This window comes from Stenotrophomonas chelatiphaga (assembly GCF_032054965.1).
Lineage (GTDB): Bacteria > Pseudomonadota > Gammaproteobacteria > Xanthomonadales > Xanthomonadaceae > Stenotrophomonas > Stenotrophomonas chelatiphaga.
Map to the genome: position 1 here is coordinate 1 of NZ_DAMBRS010000025.1, position 17,800 is coordinate 17,800.

General features: G+C 67.2%; 20 protein-coding genes and 1 tRNA gene. 13 read left to right on the top strand and 8 right to left on the bottom strand.

Annotated features, from left to right (window positions below):
* Positions 1 to 204: 204 nt before the first annotated feature.
* The 12 genes from ruvB to RTX79_RS18155 all read left to right on the top strand — a co-directional run bounded on the left by ruvB (position 205) and on the right by RTX79_RS18155 (position 9,116).
* Positions 205 to 1,245 (top strand): Holliday junction branch migration DNA helicase RuvB, encoded by a 1,041-nt coding sequence (ruvB, locus tag RTX79_RS18100; RefSeq protein ID WP_057687310.1) that lies wholly within the window; start codon positions 205 to 207, stop codon positions 1,243 to 1,245.
* Positions 1,238 to 1,696 (top strand): tol-pal system-associated acyl-CoA thioesterase, encoded by a 459-nt coding sequence (gene ybgC / locus RTX79_RS18105; RefSeq protein WP_312685225.1) that lies wholly within the window; start codon positions 1,238 to 1,240, stop codon positions 1,694 to 1,696. The genes ruvB and ybgC overlap by 8 nt, the downstream gene beginning before the upstream one ends.
* Positions 1,693 to 2,469, top strand: a complete 777-nt coding sequence (tolQ, locus tag RTX79_RS18110) for a protein TolQ (RefSeq protein WP_042613823.1) — start codon at positions 1,693 to 1,695, stop codon at positions 2,467 to 2,469. Before ybgC ends, tolQ begins: the two co-directional genes overlap by 4 nt.
* Positions 2,470 to 2,489: 20 nt before the next feature.
* On the top strand, positions 2,490 to 2,915 hold the full coding sequence (tolR, locus tag RTX79_RS18115) for a protein TolR (RefSeq protein WP_057687312.1): 426 nt from the start codon (positions 2,490 to 2,492) through the stop codon (positions 2,913 to 2,915).
* Positions 2,905 to 3,975 carry a cell envelope integrity protein TolA gene (gene tolA / locus RTX79_RS18120; protein ID WP_123699559.1) on the top strand — a complete coding sequence of 357 codons (1,071 nt, stop codon included), beginning with the start codon at positions 2,905 to 2,907 and terminating at the stop codon, positions 3,973 to 3,975. Before tolR ends, tolA begins: the two co-directional genes overlap by 11 nt.
* A 210-nt stretch (positions 3,976 to 4,185) precedes the next feature.
* Positions 4,186 to 5,505, top strand: a complete 1,320-nt coding sequence (gene tolB, locus RTX79_RS18125; protein ID WP_057687314.1) for a Tol-Pal system beta propeller repeat protein TolB — start codon at positions 4,186 to 4,188, stop codon at positions 5,503 to 5,505.
* A 64-nt stretch (positions 5,506 to 5,569) separates the two neighbouring features.
* Complete coding sequence (gene pal / locus RTX79_RS18130; RefSeq protein WP_057687315.1) at positions 5,570 to 6,085, top strand: peptidoglycan-associated lipoprotein Pal; 516 nt, start codon at positions 5,570 to 5,572, stop codon at positions 6,083 to 6,085.
* A 3-nt stretch (positions 6,086 to 6,088) separates the two neighbouring features.
* Positions 6,089 to 6,907, top strand: coding sequence for a tol-pal system protein YbgF (gene ybgF, locus RTX79_RS18135; RefSeq protein WP_182656864.1), 819 nt, complete (start codon positions 6,089 to 6,091; stop codon positions 6,905 to 6,907).
* A gap of 75 nt (positions 6,908 to 6,982) precedes the next feature.
* The gene (gene queE / locus RTX79_RS18140; RefSeq protein WP_057687317.1) at positions 6,983 to 7,681 is read left to right on the top strand and encodes a 7-carboxy-7-deazaguanine synthase QueE; all 699 of its coding nucleotides are present in this window, start codon (positions 6,983 to 6,985) and stop codon (positions 7,679 to 7,681) included.
* 76 nt (positions 7,682 to 7,757) lie between these two features.
* Complete coding sequence (queC, locus tag RTX79_RS18145; RefSeq protein ID WP_312685231.1) at positions 7,758 to 8,423, top strand: 7-cyano-7-deazaguanine synthase QueC; 666 nt, start codon at positions 7,758 to 7,760, stop codon at positions 8,421 to 8,423.
* 76 nt (positions 8,424 to 8,499) lie between these two features.
* Positions 8,500 to 8,575: transfer RNA gene (locus RTX79_RS18150), tRNA-Lys, on the top strand.
* A gap of 241 nt (positions 8,576 to 8,816) precedes the next feature.
* Positions 8,817 to 9,116 carry a hypothetical protein gene (locus RTX79_RS18155; RefSeq protein ID WP_057687320.1) on the top strand — a complete coding sequence of 100 codons (300 nt, stop codon included), beginning with the start codon at positions 8,817 to 8,819 and terminating at the stop codon, positions 9,114 to 9,116.
* Between the two features lie 43 nt (positions 9,117 to 9,159).
* Here RTX79_RS18155 and yghX read toward each other — a convergent pair whose 3' ends face one another.
* From yghX to RTX79_RS18170, 3 genes are all read right to left on the bottom strand, one after another.
* Positions 9,160 to 10,047, bottom strand: coding sequence for a YghX family hydrolase (gene yghX, locus RTX79_RS18160; protein ID WP_312685233.1), 888 nt, complete (start codon positions 10,045 to 10,047; stop codon positions 9,160 to 9,162).
* A 71-nt stretch (positions 10,048 to 10,118) separates the two neighbouring features.
* The gene (locus RTX79_RS18165; RefSeq protein ID WP_057687322.1) at positions 10,119 to 10,538 is read right to left on the bottom strand and encodes a response regulator; all 420 of its coding nucleotides are present in this window, start codon (positions 10,536 to 10,538) and stop codon (positions 10,119 to 10,121) included.
* Positions 10,539 to 10,656: 118 nt separating this feature from the next.
* Positions 10,657 to 11,430: a CPBP family glutamic-type intramembrane protease gene (locus tag RTX79_RS18170; RefSeq protein WP_312685236.1), complete on the bottom strand. Its 774-nt coding sequence runs from the start codon at positions 11,428 to 11,430 to the stop codon at positions 10,657 to 10,659.
* A gap of 154 nt (positions 11,431 to 11,584) precedes the next feature.
* On the opposite strand from RTX79_RS18170, the gene RTX79_RS18175 reads away from it, so the two are divergent.
* On the top strand, positions 11,585 to 11,932 hold the full coding sequence (locus tag RTX79_RS18175) for a zf-TFIIB domain-containing protein (RefSeq protein ID WP_312685238.1): 348 nt from the start codon (positions 11,585 to 11,587) through the stop codon (positions 11,930 to 11,932).
* A gap of 5 nt (positions 11,933 to 11,937) precedes the next feature.
* On the opposite strand, the gene RTX79_RS18180 is transcribed toward RTX79_RS18175, so the two are convergent.
* The 5 genes from RTX79_RS18180 to recQ form a co-directional block, all read right to left on the bottom strand.
* Complete coding sequence (locus RTX79_RS18180) at positions 11,938 to 12,453, bottom strand: GNAT family N-acetyltransferase (protein ID WP_312685240.1); 516 nt, start codon at positions 12,451 to 12,453, stop codon at positions 11,938 to 11,940.
* Positions 12,454 to 12,510: 57 nt separating this feature from the next.
* Positions 12,511 to 13,452, bottom strand: coding sequence for a copper resistance protein B (locus tag RTX79_RS18185; RefSeq protein ID WP_312685241.1), 942 nt, complete (start codon positions 13,450 to 13,452; stop codon positions 12,511 to 12,513).
* Positions 13,449 to 15,317: a copper resistance system multicopper oxidase gene (locus RTX79_RS18190; protein WP_428696038.1), complete on the bottom strand. Its 1,869-nt coding sequence runs from the start codon at positions 15,315 to 15,317 to the stop codon at positions 13,449 to 13,451. Before RTX79_RS18190 ends, RTX79_RS18185 begins: the two co-directional genes overlap by 4 nt.
* A 48-nt stretch (positions 15,318 to 15,365) precedes the next feature.
* On the bottom strand, positions 15,366 to 15,749 hold the full coding sequence (locus RTX79_RS18195; RefSeq protein WP_309687400.1) for a CopL family metal-binding regulatory protein: 384 nt from the start codon (positions 15,747 to 15,749) through the stop codon (positions 15,366 to 15,368).
* A gap of 85 nt (positions 15,750 to 15,834) precedes the next feature.
* On the bottom strand, positions 15,835 to 17,643 hold the full coding sequence (recQ, locus tag RTX79_RS18200) for a DNA helicase RecQ (protein WP_123699554.1): 1,809 nt from the start codon (positions 17,641 to 17,643) through the stop codon (positions 15,835 to 15,837).
* Between the last annotated feature and the right edge of the window lie 157 nt (positions 17,644 to 17,800).

The following is a 17,800-nucleotide window of genomic DNA, read 5'->3' on the forward strand; positions in this document are numbered from 1 at the left end:
CGGGCGGTGGGGCTGGGCGGGGGCGTTGAGCGCCATGGATGGCGCGAAACGAGGCACGCATGGATGCAGCTTCTGCCGTCCCCCGACCAGCCCCACCGCCCGACCCACCCCCAGCTGCGGCTTGAGCCACCCGCGAGGGGGTCCCACCCGTTCGATCACCCACCAATCGCACGGCGTGCGACCGATTTGCCGCATAATCGGCAGATGACCGAACACCGCATCATTGGCGCCGACGCCACCCGCGAGGATGACGCCGTCGATGCCAGCATCCGCCCCAAACGCATGGCCGATTACCTCGGCCAGGTGCCGGTGCGCGAGCAGATGGACATCTACATCCAGGCGGCCAAGGCACGTGGCGATGCGCTGGACCACGTGCTGATCTTCGGGCCGCCGGGACTGGGCAAGACCACCCTCAGCCATGTCATCGCCAATGAACTGGGCGTGGCGCTGCGGGTGACCTCCGGACCGGTGATCGAAAAGGCCGGTGACCTGGCCGCGCTGCTGACCAACCTGCAGCCGCACGATGTGCTGTTCATCGATGAAATCCACCGCCTGTCGCCGGTGGTCGAGGAAGTGCTGTACCCGGCGATGGAAGACTTCCAGATCGACATCATGATCGGCGAGGGCCCCGCGGCGCGTTCGATCAAGCTCGACCTGCCGCCGTTCACCCTGGTCGGCGCCACCACCCGCGCCGGCCTGCTCACCGCACCGCTGCGCGACCGCTTCGGCATCGTGCAGCGGCTGGAGTTCTACACCGCCGAAGAACTGACGCGCATCGTGCGCCGCTCGGCGAAGATCCTCGGCATCGACTGCACCGCCGACGGGGCAGGGGAGATCGCACGCCGTTCGCGTGGCACTCCGCGCATCGCCAACCGGCTGCTGCGGCGCGTGCGTGATTACGCCCAGGTCAAGGCCAACGGGCATATCGACCAGGACGTGGCGCAGGCCGCGATGGTGATGCTGAAGGTCGATCCGGAAGGCTTCGACGAGCTCGACCGGCGCTTCCTGCGCACCTTGGTGGACTACTTCGATGGCGGCCCGGTGGGCGTGGAATCGATGGCGGCCGCGCTGTCCGAAGAACGTGGCACGCTGGAAGACGTGGTCGAACCCTACCTGATCCAGCAGGGCTTCCTGGTGCGCACCGCGCGTGGCCGGATGGCCACCCATCGCGCGTATCGCCATCTGGGACTGAAGCCCAAGGCCGCCCCGGTAGACCTTTTCGCCGAGCAATCCGACAATGAGTGAGCTGCGGTTCAGTTGGCCGACACGCATTTACTGGGAAGATACCGACGCAGGTGGGGTGGTCTACCACGCCCGCTACGTGGCTTTCATGGAGCGGTCCCGTACCGAGTGGATGCGCGCGCTGGGCTTCGGCCAGGAGCGCATGCGCAGCGAGCACGGCATGGTGTTCGCGGTCCGCTCGATGGAAATGGACTTCCTCAAGCCGGCGCGGCTGGACGATGCGCTGCAGGTGACCGCCACGCTGGTGCAGTGCCGGCGCGCCAGCATGGTCTTTGCCCAGCAGGTGCTGCGCGATGGCCAGCTGCTGCTGGACGCGAAGGTCAGGATTGCCGCGCTGGACGCGCAGTCCTTCCGCCCGCGCGGCATGGACGACGCACTGCTTGCTGTCATGAAGTCGCACCAATACCCCGAAATTCCACACAATCCTGATTTGCAGACTGAGGAACAACGATGATCGCAATGCTTCTGGGCCTGCAGGCCACGGTGGTCGAGGCGCTGCCGGAGGACGTCACCAGCGCCGCCGCCGAAACCGCCGTACAGGCCTCGCGCAGCGGCATCAATTACTGGGAGCTGATGACCAAGGCCAGCATCCCGGTGATCATCATCGTGCTGCTGCTGCTGGCGGGTTCGTTCATCAGCTGGGTGATCATCTTCCGCAAGGCCCGCGTGTTCTCGCAGGCCACCCGTGAAGCGGACGAGTTCGAGAACCGCTTCTGGTCCGGCGCGGACCTGGGCAAGCTGTATTCCTCCGCCACCGACCGCAACCGCAGCGTGGGCGGCCTGGAAGCCATCTTCGAAGCCGGTTTCCGCGAGTACAACCGCCTGCGCGATCGTCGCGGTCTGGACGGCCGCGCGCTGCTCGAAGGCGCCCAGCGCGCCATGCGCACCACCTACACCCGTGAAGTGGACCGCCTGGAACGCAACCTGGAACTGCTGGCCAACATCGGCTCCACCGCGCCCTACGTGGGCCTGGTCGGCACCGTGTTCGGCATCATGGTGACCATGCACGACATGATCAACAGCGGTGAGCAGGCCGGCATCGCGTCGGTGGCACCGGGCATTTCCGAGGCCCTGTTCGCCACCGCGATCGGCCTGTTCGTGGCGATCCCCGCGGTATGGGCCTATAACCGCTTCACCACCCGCGTGGAGCGCATGGCGGTGCGGTTCGAAACCTTCGCCGATGAGTTCAGCTCCATCCTGCAGCGCCAGACCGGCGCAGACGACTGAGCCCAGGCGAGGATCCCACCATGAGTGCCATCGGTCGCCGCAAGCGTCGCAAGCTCAAATCCGAAATCAACGTCGTGCCGTACATCGACGTCATGCTGGTGCTGTTGATCATCTTCATGGTCACCGCGCCGCTGCTGACGCTGAGCTTCGAGGTCGACCTGCCGCGTTCCAATGCCAAGGCGCTGGAAAGCAAGCAGGACCCGATCATCGTGTCGGTGCGCGCAGACGGCCAGCTGAGCCTGAAGCTGCCCGACGACAAGCAGCCCAACGCGATGTCTTCGGAGGAAATGCAGGCCCGGCTGGGCGGCATCGTCGCGCAGGACAAGGCGGTGCGTGTGATCGTCGCCGCCGACCGCGCCGTGGCCTATGAAAAGGTCGTGGCCGCGATGGACGTGCTCAAGCGCGCGAACGTGGAAAAGGTTGGCCTGGCCACCGATGCACAGTGACGCCTTGCCGCCGCCGCGCGACGAAGAACAGGGCTGGGCCTGGCCGGTAAGCCTGGCTGCGCTGGTACACCTGTTGCTTGCACTGGTGTTCATCGTGGCGTGGCTGTGGTCGCCCGAGCGCAACACCGAAGCCGCTGCCGGGGACCCGGCGGTGCAGGCCGACATGGCCCTGTCCAGCGCCGAAGCATCGGCGGCCCGGCAGGCGCTGCGCCAGTCCGAGCGCCTGGAGACCCTGCCCGAGCCGATTCCCGAGCCCATCGCCGAGCCCGAGCCGATCCCGGAAGACACCATTCCGCCGCCGCAGCCGACCCCCGAACCGCGCCCGATGGACGCGCCGACCCCGCAGCAGTCGCAGGCGCAGGAGCGCGTGGCGCAGCCGGACAAGGTCGACCAGGAAGCGGTCAGCGCGCTGGCGGTTTCGCAGGAAAAGGCCAGGCAGGAGCAGGAGGCCAAGCGTCGCCAGGAGCAGATCGACCTGACCGAACGCAAGCGGCAGGAAGAGGCCGAACAGCGCGCACGACTGGCCAAGCAGCAGGAAGCGGACCGGCAGAAGAAGATCGCCGAGGACGAGCGCAAGGCCAACGAAACCAAGGCCGAGGCGGACAAGCAGAAGAAGATCGCCGAGCTGCGTTCGCGCCGCGAGCAGGCCGAGAAGGAAGCCAAGCTTGCCGAGCAGCGCCTGCGCCAGGTGGCGGCGGCGCGCAACGCGGCGGCCGCGTCCAATGCCAGCGCCAGCAGCAGTGCAGCCGCGCAGCCGGCAGGTGGGGCAGGCGGCACCAGTGACGACCTGAGCGCCAAGTACGCCGCGGCGATCCAGGCCAAGGTCCAGGACACCTGGATCCGCCCGGACAACATCGCCTCCGGCCAGCGCTGCCAGATCGTCATCACCCAGCTGCGCGGTGGCCGCGTGCTGTCGGCCAAGGTCGGCGCCAGCTGTCCCTACGACGAGGCCGGCAAGCGCTCGATCGAAGCGGCGGTGCTCAATGCCCAGCCGCTGCCGTACGCGGGGTTCGAGCAGGTCTTCAACCGCGAGTTGATCCTCAACTTCCGCCCGGATTGAGTGCCCGGTAGTGACGGCCGCTGGCCGTCACAGGGTCGCTGGTGCCAGCGGGCCCCTTCGTTGATGGTCCGCGGCCAATCCCTTTGACGGCCAGCGGCCGTCACTACAGATTGTCGGAGACCTTGCTTTCACACCGGTCTGGTTCATGATTGCGAAAGCGTTCACCCCGTTCCTGCTATCCCTCGCTGTGGTTCCTTGACTGAGCATTCCATGAAAAAGATGCCCCGCTGGATGGTCGCGTTCGCGGCCCTGTTGCTTCCCTTTGCCGCGCTCGCGCAGCAGAAGGGCCTTGAGATCGACATCGTGGGCGGCAGTGCCTCGGCCACGCCGATCACCGTCGTACCGATGCCCTACGAGGGTTCGGCCGCTGCGCCGCAGACCGACGTGGCCGCGGTGATCCGCGCCGACCTGGACCGTTCGGGCCAGTTCCGCACGCTGCCTGAAGCGCAGATCGTGGAAAAGCCCACCCGCGGTGGTGACATCCAGTTCCCGACCTGGCGCGCGCTGAAGCAGAACTACATCGTGGTCGGCCGCGTGCAGGACGCCGGTGCCGGTGCGTACCGCGTGGAGTACGAGCTGTATGACGTGCCCAAGGGCGAGCGCCTGCTCGGCCTGGCGATGACCGCCCGTGGCAACGCCATGCGCGATGTCGCCCACCAGATGGCCGATGCGATCTATGAAAAGATCACCGGCGTGCGTGGCGCCTTCTGGACCCGCATCGCCTATGTCACCGCCAGCGGTCGCGGCGATGCCATGCGCTATGCGCTGATGGTCGCCGATTCGGATGGCTACAACCCGCAGACCATCGTGCGTTCGGCCGAACCGCTGCTGTCGCCGTCGTGGAGCCCGGATGGCGGCAAGCTGGCCTACGTCAGCTTCGAGCGCGGCAATTCGGCGATCTACATCCAGAACATCGCCACCGGCGCGCGTGAGCTGGTGACCAGCTTCCGCGGCATCAACAGCGCCCCGGCGTTCTCCCCGGACGGCCGCAAGCTGGCCCTGACGCTGTCGCGCTCGGGCAACCCGGAGGTCTACTCGATGGACCTGGGCAGCAAGCAGCTGACCCAGCTGACCAACCATCTGGCCATCGACACCGAGCCGACCTGGGCCCCGGATGGCAGCGCGGTGTACTTCACTTCCGACCGCGGCGGCCGTCCGCAGGTCTACAAGGTTTCTGCAAGCGGCGGCAGCGCCGAACGCGTTACCTTCCAGGGCAACTACAACGCCAAGCCGTCGGTGTCCTATGACGGCAAGAAGATCGCCGTGGCACAGGGTTCGGGCAACAGCTACAAGGTCGCCATGATGGACAGCTCGCTGGGTTCGCCGCGCTGGAGCACGCTCTCCACCGGTTCGCTGGATGAGTCGCCCAGCTTCGCTCCGAATGCCAGCATGGTGCTGTACGCCGCCCGTGAAGGTGGTCGTGGCGTGCTGTACGCGGTGTCGGCCGATGCACGTGTCCGCCAGCGCCTGGTGCTGGCTGATGGTGATGTTCGTGAGCCCGCATGGTCGCCATACCGTACCAAGCGCTAAAAGAGTGTTAATATTTTCCGAGATTTACCCCATTCACCGGCTTAGGAGCCTCAAAGGTATCGCCATGAACAAGACCACCAAAGTTCTGCTTGTTTCCCTGTTGTCCGTGGCCGTCCTGGCCGGTTGCTCCAAGAAGGTGAAGGAACAGCCGGCTGCGCCGGTTGACACCGGCTCGACCACCCAGCCGACCGGCCCGTCGACCTCCGGCCTGTACGGCCCGGGCGACCTGGACACCGATGCCTGCCTGCGCCAGCGCGTTGTGTACTTCGACCTGGACCAGGATTCGGTCAAGGACGAGTTCCAGGCCATCATGGCGTGCCACGCCAAGTACCTGCGTGACCGTCCGTCCTCGCGCATCACCCTGCAGGGCCACACCGACGAGCGCGGCTCGCGCGCGTACAACCAGGCCCTGGGCGAGCGTCGTGGCAACGGCGTGAGCTCGGCACTGCAGGCCAACGGTGGTTCGGCTTCGCAGCTGACCGTCGTGTCCTACGGTGAAGAGCGTCCGGTCTGCACCGATTCGAGCGAGTCCTGCTGGTCGCAGAACCGTCGCGTCGAAATCGTCTACACCGCGCAGTAATCCATGCGCATCGGCATCAATCTGATGCTGGTCGTGGCGGCAGCCTTCATGGCTGCCGCCCCGGCGTACGCGCAGCGGCAGAGCCTTGCCGACCGCGTCGGCGCGATCGAGCAGCAGCTGTACAACAACAGTGCCAACACGGACCTGTTGAACCAGATCACCCAGCTCCGCCAGCAGGTCGGGCAGATGCAGGGCACGATCGAACAGTTGCAGCACGATAACGCCCAGCTCAAGCAGGGCAACCAGGATGCGTTCCTGGACCTGGACGAACGCCTGAACCGCCTTGAAGGTGGCGCAGCGCCGGTCGTTCCTTCGGCTCCCGGCAGCAATGCACCGCTTCCCCCGGTTCCGGCCGTGCAGCCTCCCGCAGCGGCCACTTCAGAGCGGCCGCCTTCGGTACATGGCGATGCAGGCAGCCTGGCGGTCAGCGGCGATGAGCGCACCACCTACAACGTCGCCTTCGATGCACTGAAGGCCGGCAAGTACGATGACTCCGCGCAGCTGTTCCTGAGCTTCCTGGAGTTGTACCCCAGCGGTGTCTACGCCCCCAATGCGCTGTACTGGCTGGGCGAAAGCTATTACGCCACCCGCAATTTCCCGATGGCCGAGCAGCGTTTCCGTGAGCTGATCTCGCGCTATCCGACCCACGACAAGGCCTCCGGCGGCCTGCTGAAAGTCGGCCTTTCCCAGTTTGGCGCAGGCCAGGTGGAGCAGGCCCAGCAGACCCTGGAATCGGTCGTGGCGCAGTACCCCGGCTCGGACGCCGCGCGCACCGCGCAGGACCGCCTGCAGTCGATCCGCCTGGGCCAGCAGATCCGCTGAGCCCCGTGCTGGAACCCGTTTTTCAAGAGCCGAGCCATGCTCGGCTGCTTTCGTTTCAGGTCCCCACCATTACGCATGAACGTCACGCCCGCCAACGCCGTCACCACGCCCAGTGACATCGTCCAGTCGCCGCTGCCGCGGCTGAAGATCACCGAGATATTCACCTCGCTGCAGGGCGAGGCGGATACCGCCGGCTGGCCGACCGTGTTCGTGCGCCTGACCGGCTGCCCGCTGCGCTGCCAGTACTGCGACACCGCGTACGCCTTCCATGGCGGCACGTGGTGGGACATCGATGCCATCGTGGCCGAGGTGCTGGCCCAGGGCGTGCGCCACGTCTGTGTCACCGGCGGTGAGCCGCTGGCGCAGAAGCGCTGCCTGATCCTGCTGCAGAAGCTGTGCGACGCCGGCATGGACGTGTCGCTGGAAACCTCCGGTGCGCTGGATGTGTCCGAGGTGGATCCGCGCGTATCGCGGGTGGTCGACCTGAAGACCCCCGGATCGGCCGAGATGGCGCGCAACAAGCTGGAAAACCTGCCGCTGCTGACCGCACGCGACCAGGTCAAGTTCGTGATCTGCAGCCGCGAAGACTACGACTGGGCCAAGGCCATGGTCGTCGAGCACCATCTGGCAGAACGCACCATGGTGCTGTTCTCGCCCAGCAAGGGCGAGATCACCGCGCGCGAGCTGGCCGACTGGATCGTCGCTGACCGGCTGCCGGTGCGCTTCCAGATGCAGCTGCACAAACTGCTGTGGAACGACGAGCCGGGCAGGTAAGCTGCCGCGTCGTTGCTGCTACACCCCGGCGCGGGACAGCGTGCTGGCTCCCCTCCCCAAACCGGATGATTCACCCATGAAGAAGGCAGTCGTGCTTCTCTCCGGCGGCATGGATTCGGCCGCCGTCATCGCCCTCGCCCAGGAACAGGGCTTCGCCGTGCACGCGCTCAGCGTGCGCTATGGGCAACGCCACACCTCCGAACTGGATGCCGCCGCCCGCCTGGCCGCCGCTCAGGGCGTGGTCCTGCACAAGACCGTGGACGTGGACCTGCGCAGCATCGGCGGTTCGGCGTTGACCGATGACATCGACGTACCGGAGGCGGGCGGCGAGGGCATCCCGGTCACCTACGTGCCGGCGCGCAATACGATCATGCTGTCGCTGGCGCTGGGCTGGGCCGAAGTGCTTGGCGCCAACGACATCTTCTGCGGCGTCAACGCGGTGGATTACTCCGGCTATCCGGACTGCCGCCCGGAGTTCATCGCCGCGTTCCAGGCGCTGGCCAACCTGGCCACCAAGGCCGGCGTGGAAGGGGCGGGCATCACCGTGCACGCGCCGCTGCAGTTCCTCAGCAAGGCGCAGATCGTCAGTGAAGGCGTGCGCCTGGGCGTTGACTTCGGCCTTACGGTGTCCTGCTACAACGCCGATGCCGATGGCGCCGCCTGCGGTCATTGCGATGCCTGCCGGTTGCGCGCGCAGGGCTTCGACGAAGCCGGCGTGGCCGACCCGACGCATTACGCCTGATCGGCGCGGGCGCTTCACCCCGGCGCCCGAATCAGGGTAGAATGCTCGCCCCCGGTGCCAAGCCGGGGGCAGCAATGGGCCGTTAGCTCAGTTGGTAGAGCAGAAGACTTTTAATCTTTTGGTCGATGGTTCGAATCCATCACGGCCCACCATTGCAGGCATCATCAGATAAGCGCCCTCAAGGCGCTTTTTTTGTTGCCGCGTATCGTCGTCACGCAGGTCCAGCTTCACCGAGATGCCCGGCATCGGCAAGGTACGGGGGAACGTCTGCGCATGACTACGTCCCCGGTGGGCCTGTTGGACCAATCCCGTCATCGCGCGCGCGGTCGTCTCATCCAGAGCTGACATTCGAGGCGAGTATGGTCAAGCTTGGTTCGGGAGGACAGCGCACAGATGGCGAAGTACGAACGGCAGGACAACTCTGAAACACGCTGGTTGAGTTTCAGGCTGCGCAACGGGCAGTCGATCGCGCCGGCCAAGCTGCGCGCCGGCTGGGCGGCCGCCGCGGCGGTGCCGGGCATTTCGGTGCGTCGCGAGGATATTGAAAGCGGGACGGTGGTCTACGCGCTGTACGGCCCCAGCAGCCTGGGCGCCCCGCAGGTAGCGGAAATGCGCATGCGACAGTTCCTGATGGACGAAGGCTACACCTTCACCATGGGGACCCTCGGCGCACGGCCGGGCATCCGGCTCTGATCCGCTGAAAGACGATGCCGGGTACCCCCGGCACCGCAGGGCATCACGCCAGATACTTCCGGAACCAGCTGAGCGTCCGGTCCCAGGCCAGCGTGGCCGCGGCCTCGTCGTAGCGCGGGGTCGAGTCGTTATGGAAGCCATGGTTCGTGCCGGGATAGACGTAGGCCTCGTACGTTGTCCCGGCCTTCTTCAGCGCCGCCTCGTAGGCCGGCCAGGTGGCATTGACGTTGTTGTCCTTCTCGGCGAAGTGCAGCAGCAACGGCGCCTTGATCTTGACCACGTCCTCCGGCTTGGCCTGGCAGCCATAGAACGGCACCGCGGCATCCAGTTCCGGATAGGCCACGGCCGCTGCGTTGGACACGCCGCCGCCGTAGCAGAAGCCGGTGATGCCGACCTTGCCGGTGCCCAGCGGTGACGCGCGCAGGTATTCGATGGCGGCGAAGAAATCATTCATCAGCTTTTCGGGGTCGACCTGCGCCTGCAGTTCGCGGCCGCGCACGTCGTTGCCCGGATAGCCGCCGACCGAACTCAGCCCATCCGGCGCCAGTGCGATGAAGCCGGCCTTCGCCACGCGGCGCGCCACGTCTTCGATATAGGGATTGAGGCCGCGGTTTTCGTGCACCACCACGATGGCAGGCAGCTTGCCGGCAGCCTTGGCCGGCTTGACTAGATAGCCGCGTACCTGGCCATGGCCATTGGGCGAGGGATAGGTGATGTACTCGGCGACGATGTCCGGATCGGTGAACTGCACCTGCTGGGCCAGCGCGTAATCCGGGCTCAGCGCCGCCAGCAGGGTGGTGGCCGCCACGCCGGCCATCGCAAAGGCGGCAGCGCGGTCGAGGAAGTCGCGACGGCTCAGGCGGCCATGTACGTAGCCGTCATACAGTTCCAGCAGGTCCGGATGGAAATCCTTGGCGGTCAGTCGGGTCACGGGCGCGGCCTCTGCGAAAGCGGTGCACTGAATCTAGCATCGCTTCGGCCGGTGCGCCCGTGGCCGCCCGCTCAGGCGGCCTGCGGCGCGTCGTGCGGCAGGCCTTCACCGGAATGGCGGAAGCAGATGCGGATCGCATCCAGCAGTTCGCTCATGTTGTACGGCTTGGGCAGGAAATGGATGCCCTGGTGCAGCAGGGGCAATACCTCGTGCTGGCACATGCCGGAGGTGACCAGGATCGGCAGGCGCGGGAAGGCCGCACGCACGCGGTTGGCGGTCTCGATGCCGCTGATGCCGCCCAGGCAGACATCGGTGAACAACATATCGAACCGCTCACCGGCATTCAGCAGGCCCAGCGCGGCCTCGGCGGAACTGACGCCCACTACTTCACAGGCCTGGCTTTCCAGGGTGAGGCGGCTCAGCTCGAGGGTTTCCTCGGAATCTTCGATCAGCAGCACTCGCGGCTGCACATTCTGCTTTGACAACAACATGACGCACGGGCTCCGTGACACGACTGGAACAAGGGCAGCGGAGGCTCCAGGCCCCAGCGGCGCGCAAGTATGCGCGGGCGGTGGGTGAGTCCGGCGTGCAGGAATCGGTAACATCCGGTTACAGCGGCACCGGCCTGCGCGCACGCGCCGGCAGCTGCCAGCACAGCAGCAGCACCGCCAACGCTGCCGCGCCAAGGCGCAGGCCGATACCCTGCCAGCCCATGGCGATGGCATCAGCCACGGTGATCACGTTCCAGGCCAGGTTCAGCGATACGTGCAGGGCCAGCCCGCTCCACAGGGTGTATCCGTCAAGGCGGTTCAGCAGCGCGAAGATGAAGCCGCCGATGCCGGTCACGGCGAACACCAGCGCGGCCATCGCCCCGCCTTCCGGGCCACCGAAGCCCAGCCAATGGACGGTGCCGAACAGCACCGCCTGCACGCTGGCGGCCAGCCACCAGGGCCACCCCAACACGCGCTGGGCGAACACGAAGCCGAGGCCGCGGAACAGGATTTCTTCGGCCAGGGGGAACAACAGGGCCAACATCAGCAGCGCAAGCAGGTCGATGTCGGTGGCCAGCGCGCCCAGCCACCACAAGCCGATCCAGCACGGAACGGTTGCCAGCAGCACCAGCAGCGGTCCGCGCGGGCCGTTCCACTGCAGGCCCAGGCTGCGGGCGAGTGAGTTGCCGGGTGCCAGAAGCAGGGCGGCGGTCAGCAGCGCGATTGCGGTGGCCAGCAGGTTGTCCAGCAGGCTGCCACCGAAGGGCATCGGCAGGGCGGGGATCGGCGTGCCGATGGCCTTGGCAATATCGCGCACCCACAGCCCGAGCGCGACGGCGAGCAGCAGCACCAGCGAGGCGGGCAGGCGGGGGAGTCGGGAGTTCGTAGTCAACGGGGCATCCTTGCGTGGGTCATGCGGCACTATGTCGTCGCCGCAGCGCAAGCGCATGCGCCGGAGGTCCATGTGCCGATCGTCAGGGCCGTTGCCATGCAGTCATCGGCGTGCGGTTACAGTGCAGGTCCCCCCACGAGCAGGAGCGCCAGCGATGCTGTGCCCCGTTTGCAAGACCCAGGCGCTGACCATGTCCGAACGCCAGGGCATCGAGATCGATTACTGCCCGCAATGCCGTGGCGTGTGGCTGGACCGTGGCGAACTGGACAAGATCATCGAGCGGTCGGCATCCGCGCCGGCCGTCCCGCCGCCCGCACCGGCGCAGGCCGCCGCGCCGGCTTACAGCCAGCCGCCACCGCCGCCAGTGGCCGTGCAGCACCGCGATACCCGCCACCTGGGCCAGCGCCACAACGACGGCTATGCGCAGCAGGGCCAGTACAACCAGCACGGGTACAAGAAAAAGAAGAAGGAAAGCTTCCTGTCGGACCTGTTCGATTTCTGAGTCCGTCAAGCAGGGCGATGCAGGATGTACTCGCGGTCACGCGAGTCACCGACGATGAAATCGTACTCGCCCACCTTGCAGCAGCCATGGCGCGCGTAGAAGCGCTGCGCGCCGTGGTTTTCCGACCACACGCCCACCCACAGGGCGCGCCGTGACGGGCGGTCCAGCCATTCCAGGAACGCGCTCATCAGGCGCTCGCCGTGCCCCGCATTCTGGTGGCTGGCCAACACGTACAGGCGCTTGAGTTCGATGTCTCCGGCTGCGGCCAGGGCATGCGGCAGGCTGTTCGGGCCGGCGGCCAGATAGCCTACGGCGCGTCCATCGGCTTCCAGCAGCCACGCTGCAGCGTGCGGGTCAGCCAGTTCGGCGCGTTGCGGTTCCAGGCTGTAGTGCGCGTGCAGGAAGACCTGCAGGTCCTGCGGCGGATACGAATCGCCGAAGGTTTCGGTGTAGGTGGCGATGGCGATGTCGGCCAGTGCGGCGGCATCGTCCACGCAGGCGCGGCGCAGGGTGGTGGGCATCGCCCATTGTAGAAGGCCCCGGCACACAGGGTGTACCGGGGCCTGTTTCAACGCGTCCTAGAACCACATCCTGACGCCGGCCACCCAGCGCGTATCACGGACATGCGAATCGTCGGCCTGGTCGGCGGTGGCACCGAACAGGCGTTCGTGGCTGATGCCGACGTATGGCGCGAAGCGGCGACTGAACTCATAGCGCAGGCGCAGGCCCGCTTCGACCTTGTTGAGTCCGCGGCCGATGCGCTGGGCCGGCTCATCACGCGCGGCCAGCGTGGCTTCGACCATCGGCTGCAGGATCAGCCGGTTGCTCAGCAGCACCTCGTACTCCACTTCCGCGGTGGCCATCAGCTGGCCGCCGGAGCCGGCGTACAGCGTGGCGGAGGTTTCGAACTTGTACGGCGCCAGGCCCTGGATGCCCAGCGCGGCCCAGGTGCGCGCGTCCGCCGGCCGGAAGTCCTGCTTCACGCCGGCCAGCACGTCCCACCACGGGGAAATGCTGCGGCCATACAGCACCTCCAGGTCCGCTGCATCGGTGCGACCGCCGCTGCGTTCGCCTTCGCTGCGCAGCCACACGCGGTTGATGTCACCGCCGATCCAGCCAGTGGCTTCCCAGGCTTGTCCGGTGCCATGGCGCCCGTCCCAGTGTTCCAGCCGATCCACCAGCAGCAGGCTGTTGATCGACGGCGCGTGCTGCATGGCGGCGTGGTCGATGACGGGGAAGGCCGCCGCGCGGTCGGCGGCGGTGACCGCGGGGATCGGCTCGCGCGGCAATGCGGCAGCATCATGCTGCGCGTGGTTGCTGTGCGCATGTCCCCTACCGGCATGATCCATCTTCGAATGGTCCATCGTTGAGTGATCCATCGTTGAATGGTCCATCTTCGAGTGGTCCAGCACCGGCGCAGCAGGGGCGGCGTGGTGGTCGTGCGACTGTGCCAGCGCGGGCAGCGCCGCCAGCATCGCCAGGCCCAAGGCACTGCGCGCAAGGTTCAAGCAGACGCTCATTCTTCGATCCTCACTTCGCGCATCATGCCCGCTTCCATGTGGTACAGCAGGTGGCAGTGGAACGCCCAGCGGCCCAGTGCATCGGCGCGTACGCGATAGCTGCGGCGGGTGTCCGGCGGCATGTCCACGGTGTGCTTGCGCAGCTGGAAATCGCCCTGCGCATCTTCCAGGTCGCTCCACACGCCATGCAGGTGGATGGGGTGCTGCATCATGGTGTCGTTGACCAGCACGATGCGCATGCGCTCGCCGTAGTTCAGCCGCAACGGCTCGGCCCCGGCGAAGGGGATGCCATCGAAGGACCAGGCGAACTTTTCCATGTTGCCGGTGAGGTGCAGTTCCACCTCGCGGCCGGGCTCGCGCCCATCGGGATCGTCGAACAGGCTGCGCATCGCGCCGTAGGTCAGTACCTGGCGGCCGTTGTCGCGCAGGCCGATGCCCGGATCGTCCAGCTTCGGGTCGGTGGCGCTGCTCTGCATGTCCACCAGCGGATTGCCGCGCTCGCTGCGTGGATGGGTGACCTTCGCGGGCATGGCGGCGGCTGCAGCGTGGCCCCCGTGTCCGGCGTGGGCGCCGTTGTCCATCGCCGGCATCGCGTGGTCCATGCCGTGGCCGGCCATCGCGCCGTGGTCCATCGGATGGCCCATGCCGTGGCCCATGTCATGCCCCATGTCGGCCATGGTCAGCAGGGGGCGCGGGTCACGCGCGGGTACCGGTGCCTGCAGCCCGTGGCGTACCGCCAGGGTGCCGGCGGCAAAGCCGGTGCGGCCCATGTCCTGGCAGAAGATGGTGTACGCATCCTGCCCGCTGGGTTCCACCAGCACATCGAAGGTTTCGGCCGGGGCGATGCGGAACTCATCGATGCTGACCGGGTGGATGTACTGCCCATCGGCGGCGACCACGGTCATCTTCAGGCCGGGGATGCGCACGTCGAAGTAGCTCATCGAGCCACCATTGATGAAGCGCAGCAGCACTTTCTCGCCGCTGCGGAACAACCCGGTCCAGTTGCCCGCCGGCGCGGTGCCGTTCATCAGGTAGGTGTAGGTATGCGCGTTGACATCGGAGATGTCGGTTGGCGTCATCCGCATCCGCCCCCACATGCCGCGGTCGGACAGCGCCGCGCTCCAGCCATCGCGGCGCGCATCGCGCAGGAAGTCGGGCAGGGTGCGCTTGTAGTAGTTGTCGTGCTCGGCCAGCTTCTTCATGCGCCGGAACAGTGCCCCGGGATCCAGGTCGGTCCAGTCCGACAGCAGGATCACGTGTTCACGGTCGAACGCGTACGGGGGAGGTTGCGCCGGGTCGATGATCAGCGCGCCGTACAGCCCGGCCTGTTCCTGGAACAGGGAATGGCTGTGGTACCAGTAGGTGCCGGACTGCTTGAGGGTGAAGCGGTAGTGGTAGGCCTCGCCCGGGGCGATGCCGTTGAAGCTCAGGCCCGGCACGCCGTCCATGTTGGCCGGCAGCAGGATGCCGTGCCAGTGGATCGACGTGGGGTGGTGGGCCAGCGTGTTGCGCACGTGGATGTCCACGGTCTGGCCTTCGCGCCAGCGCAGGATCGGCGCGGGCAGGCTGCCGTTGACGGTGATGGCCGGACGGGTACGGCCGGTGAAATTGGCCGCCGATTCACCGATCGCCAGTTCGATGTGGGCCTGGCCGAGCACCTGCGGGGCGGTGGCCAGGGCCGGGCCGGCGGCGGCAAACGCGCGCGATGGCAGGCCGGTGGCGGCGGCCCCGGCGACCACGCCACCGGCGGCCAGGCCCTGCACGAACAGGCGGCGTGACGGCTGGGCCGGGAGGCCCGGACCGTTGGAAGAAGAAAAACGCATTGTAGGAAACTCCAGACGCAGGAAATCACCGACCCGGCGCAGCGGCGCGCGGGCCAGCATCGAATCACGCCACCGACGTGGGCGCTGGAATCAGCAGATGGGAGGGCGTTGGATGCGGGGCAGCGCGGGCGTGGGATGGCCCGGTGCATGCTGTTGCGGCGGCCGTGTGCCGGCGTAGTCGGCGGCCAACAGGGCAAGTCCCTCGGCGGCCAGCGCCGGTTGCTGCGCGCAGGTACGCACGCACTCCTTCAACTTGCAGTGGGCATCGTCCGGCGCTGCCTGGGCCTGGTGGTCGGCGGCGTGCGGGGGCTGCATGCCGGTCTGTGCCGGGGCGTGGCCGTGGCACGGCGGCGCTGCAGCGGGGGCGGTTTCAGCCGCGTCCATCCGGTGTCCTCCGGCCATGGCCGCGTTCAGTCCGTTGAGCAACAGACTGAGCATCAGCACCACGCGCAGCAGGAGGGAGGCTACGGACATGGCGCTACCTTAGCGGGATCGCCGGGTTGATGCAGCCCCGGCTGAACCGCGGGTTCAACCCTGGAGCAGGGCAAGGCACCACGCCTCAGCCTTCTTCACGGACCACGTCGATCAACTGCGGGCCGTAGCGCGACAGCTTGGTACCGCCGATCCCCCCGACCCGGGCCAGTTCGTCCAGCGACGTCGGGCGCTGTTCGGCGATGTTGCGCAGGGTGCTGTCGTGGAAGATCACGAAGGCCGGGACGTTCTGCTCGCGGGCCAGTTCGGCGCGCAGCCCACGCAGCGCGTTGAACAGCGCCAGGTCCTGCGGCAGCACCGACAGGCCGCTGCCGCTGCGCTGGCTGCTGCGTTCGCGGCTGCTGGCGGGGGCGCTGTCACGGCGCATGCTGATCTGCCGCTGGCCCTTGAGCACCTCGCGGCTGGCGTCGGTCAGGCGCAGGCCGCCGTGGCCGGCGGTGTCCACTTCCAGCACGCTGGTGGCCACCAGCTGGCGGAACACGCTGCGCCAGGTCCGCGCATCCAGGTCCTTGCCGATGCCGTAGGTGCTCAGCTTTTCATGCCCGCTCTGGCGCACCTTGTCGTTTTCGCTGCCGCGCAGGATGTCGATCAGGTGGCCCACGCCGTAGCGCTGCCCGCTGCGGTACACGCAGCTGAGTGCCTTCTGCGCCGGGATGGTGGCATCCCAGGCCGCCGGTGGGGTCAGGCAGTTGTCGCAGTTGCCGCAGGCCTGCGGATAGGTCTCGCCGAACCCCGCCAGCAGCACCTGGCGGCGGCACTGCATGGATTCGCAGTAGCCCAGCAGGTGGTCCAGCTTGGAACGCTCCAGCTGCTTGCGTTCTTCACCGGCCTCGGATTGTTCGATCATCTGCTTGAGCAGCACCACATCGCCGAGGCCGTAGCACAGCCACGCTTCGGCGGGTTCGCCATCGCGGCCGGCGCGGCCGGTCTCCTGGTAGTAGCCCTCCATCGACTTGGGCAGGTCGGTGTGGGCGACGAAGCGCACATCCGGCTTGTCGATGCCCATGCCGAAGGCGATGGTGGCGCACATCACGATGCCGTCTTCGCGCAGGAAGCGGCGCTGGTTGTTGGCACGCACGTCGGCCGGCAGGCCGGCATGGTAGGGCAGGGCGGTGAAGCCCTGGCTGCACAGGAATTCGGCGGTTTCCTCAACCTTGCGCCGCGACATGCAGTAGACGATGCCGGCCTCGTCGCGGTGGCTGCGCAGGAAGCCGGTCAGCTGCTGGCGCGCGTTGTCCTTCTGCACCACGGTGTAGCGGATGTTGGGGCGATCGAAGGAGCTGACGAAGTGGCGCGCCTGGGCCAGGTCGAGGCGTTCGGCGATCTCGCGCTGGGTCGGTGGATCGGCGGTGGCGGTCAGCGCCAGCCGCGGGATCTCCGGCCAACGCTCGTGCAGCACGGTGAGCTGGCGGTATTCAGGACGGAAGTCGTGGCCCCACTGCGACACGCAGTGCGCTTCGTCGATGGCGAACAGGGCGATGCGGCTGCGCGAGAGCAGGGACAGGAAGCGGCCGGTCAGCAGGCGTTCGGGGGCGACATACAGCATGTCCAGCTCGCCGGCCAGCAGGTCGCGTTCGACGCGCGCGGCGGTTTCGCCGTCCAGGGTGGAGTTGAGGAATTCGGCGCGCACGCCGAGCTGGCGCAGGGCTTCGACCTGGTCCTGCATCAGCGCGATCAGCGGGGAAATGATGATGCCGCAGCCGTCGCGCAGCAGGGCCGGGACCTGGTAGCAGAGCGACTTGCCGCCGCCGGTGGGCATCAGGACAAGGGCGTCATGGCCGGCAGCGACGTGCTCGACGATGTCCCGTTGCGGGCCGCGGAAGTCGTCGTAACCAAAGACGCGGCGGAGCAGCTCGTGCGCGGGACTGGAAGGCATCCCGGTAGTTTACCCGTTCGCGCGGGTTGCTGGTCTGCTGACGCTTCAAGCAGCGGGGCTACGGGTTGGGTGGGTCGGGGAGGCTTGGCGGGGGACGGCAAAAGCCGCTCCTGCGGGCCTCGTTTCGCGCCATCCATGGCGCTCAACGCCCCCGCCA

Bases quoted from the DNA above. Each gene is read 5' to 3' on its own strand.
- ruvB (WP_057687310.1), top strand. From the start codon at position 205: ATGACCGAACACCGCATCATTGGCGCCGACGCCACCCGCGAGGATGAC.
- ybgC (WP_312685225.1), top strand. From the start codon at position 1,238: ATGAGTGAGCTGCGGTTCAGTTGGCCGACACGCATTTACTGGGAAGAT.
- tolQ (WP_042613823.1), top strand. From the start codon at position 1,693: ATGATCGCAATGCTTCTGGGCCTGCAGGCCACGGTGGTCGAGGCGCTG.
- tolR (WP_057687312.1), top strand. From the start codon at position 2,490: ATGAGTGCCATCGGTCGCCGCAAGCGTCGCAAGCTCAAATCCGAAATC.
- tolA (WP_123699559.1), top strand. From the start codon at position 2,905: ATGCACAGTGACGCCTTGCCGCCGCCGCGCGACGAAGAACAGGGCTGG.
- tolB (WP_057687314.1), top strand. From the start codon at position 4,186: ATGAAAAAGATGCCCCGCTGGATGGTCGCGTTCGCGGCCCTGTTGCTT.
- pal (WP_057687315.1), top strand. From the start codon at position 5,570: ATGAACAAGACCACCAAAGTTCTGCTTGTTTCCCTGTTGTCCGTGGCC.
- ybgF (WP_182656864.1), top strand. From the start codon at position 6,089: ATGCGCATCGGCATCAATCTGATGCTGGTCGTGGCGGCAGCCTTCATG.
- queE (WP_057687317.1), top strand. From the start codon at position 6,983: ATGAACGTCACGCCCGCCAACGCCGTCACCACGCCCAGTGACATCGTC.
- queC (WP_312685231.1), top strand. From the start codon at position 7,758: ATGAAGAAGGCAGTCGTGCTTCTCTCCGGCGGCATGGATTCGGCCGCC.
- RTX79_RS18155 (WP_057687320.1), top strand. From the start codon at position 8,817: ATGGCGAAGTACGAACGGCAGGACAACTCTGAAACACGCTGGTTGAGT.
- RTX79_RS18165 (WP_057687322.1), bottom strand. From the start codon at position 10,538: ATGTTGTTGTCAAAGCAGAATGTGCAGCCGCGAGTGCTGCTGATCGAA.
- RTX79_RS18175 (WP_312685238.1), top strand. From the start codon at position 11,585: ATGCTGTGCCCCGTTTGCAAGACCCAGGCGCTGACCATGTCCGAACGC.
- RTX79_RS18180 (WP_312685240.1), bottom strand. From the start codon at position 12,453: ATGCCCACCACCCTGCGCCGCGCCTGCGTGGACGATGCCGCCGCACTG.
- RTX79_RS18185 (WP_312685241.1), bottom strand. From the start codon at position 13,452: ATGAGCGTCTGCTTGAACCTTGCGCGCAGTGCCTTGGGCCTGGCGATG.
- RTX79_RS18195 (WP_309687400.1), bottom strand. From the start codon at position 15,749: ATGTCCGTAGCCTCCCTCCTGCTGCGCGTGGTGCTGATGCTCAGTCTG.
- recQ (WP_123699554.1), bottom strand. From the start codon at position 17,643: ATGCCTTCCAGTCCCGCGCACGAGCTGCTCCGCCGCGTCTTTGGTTAC.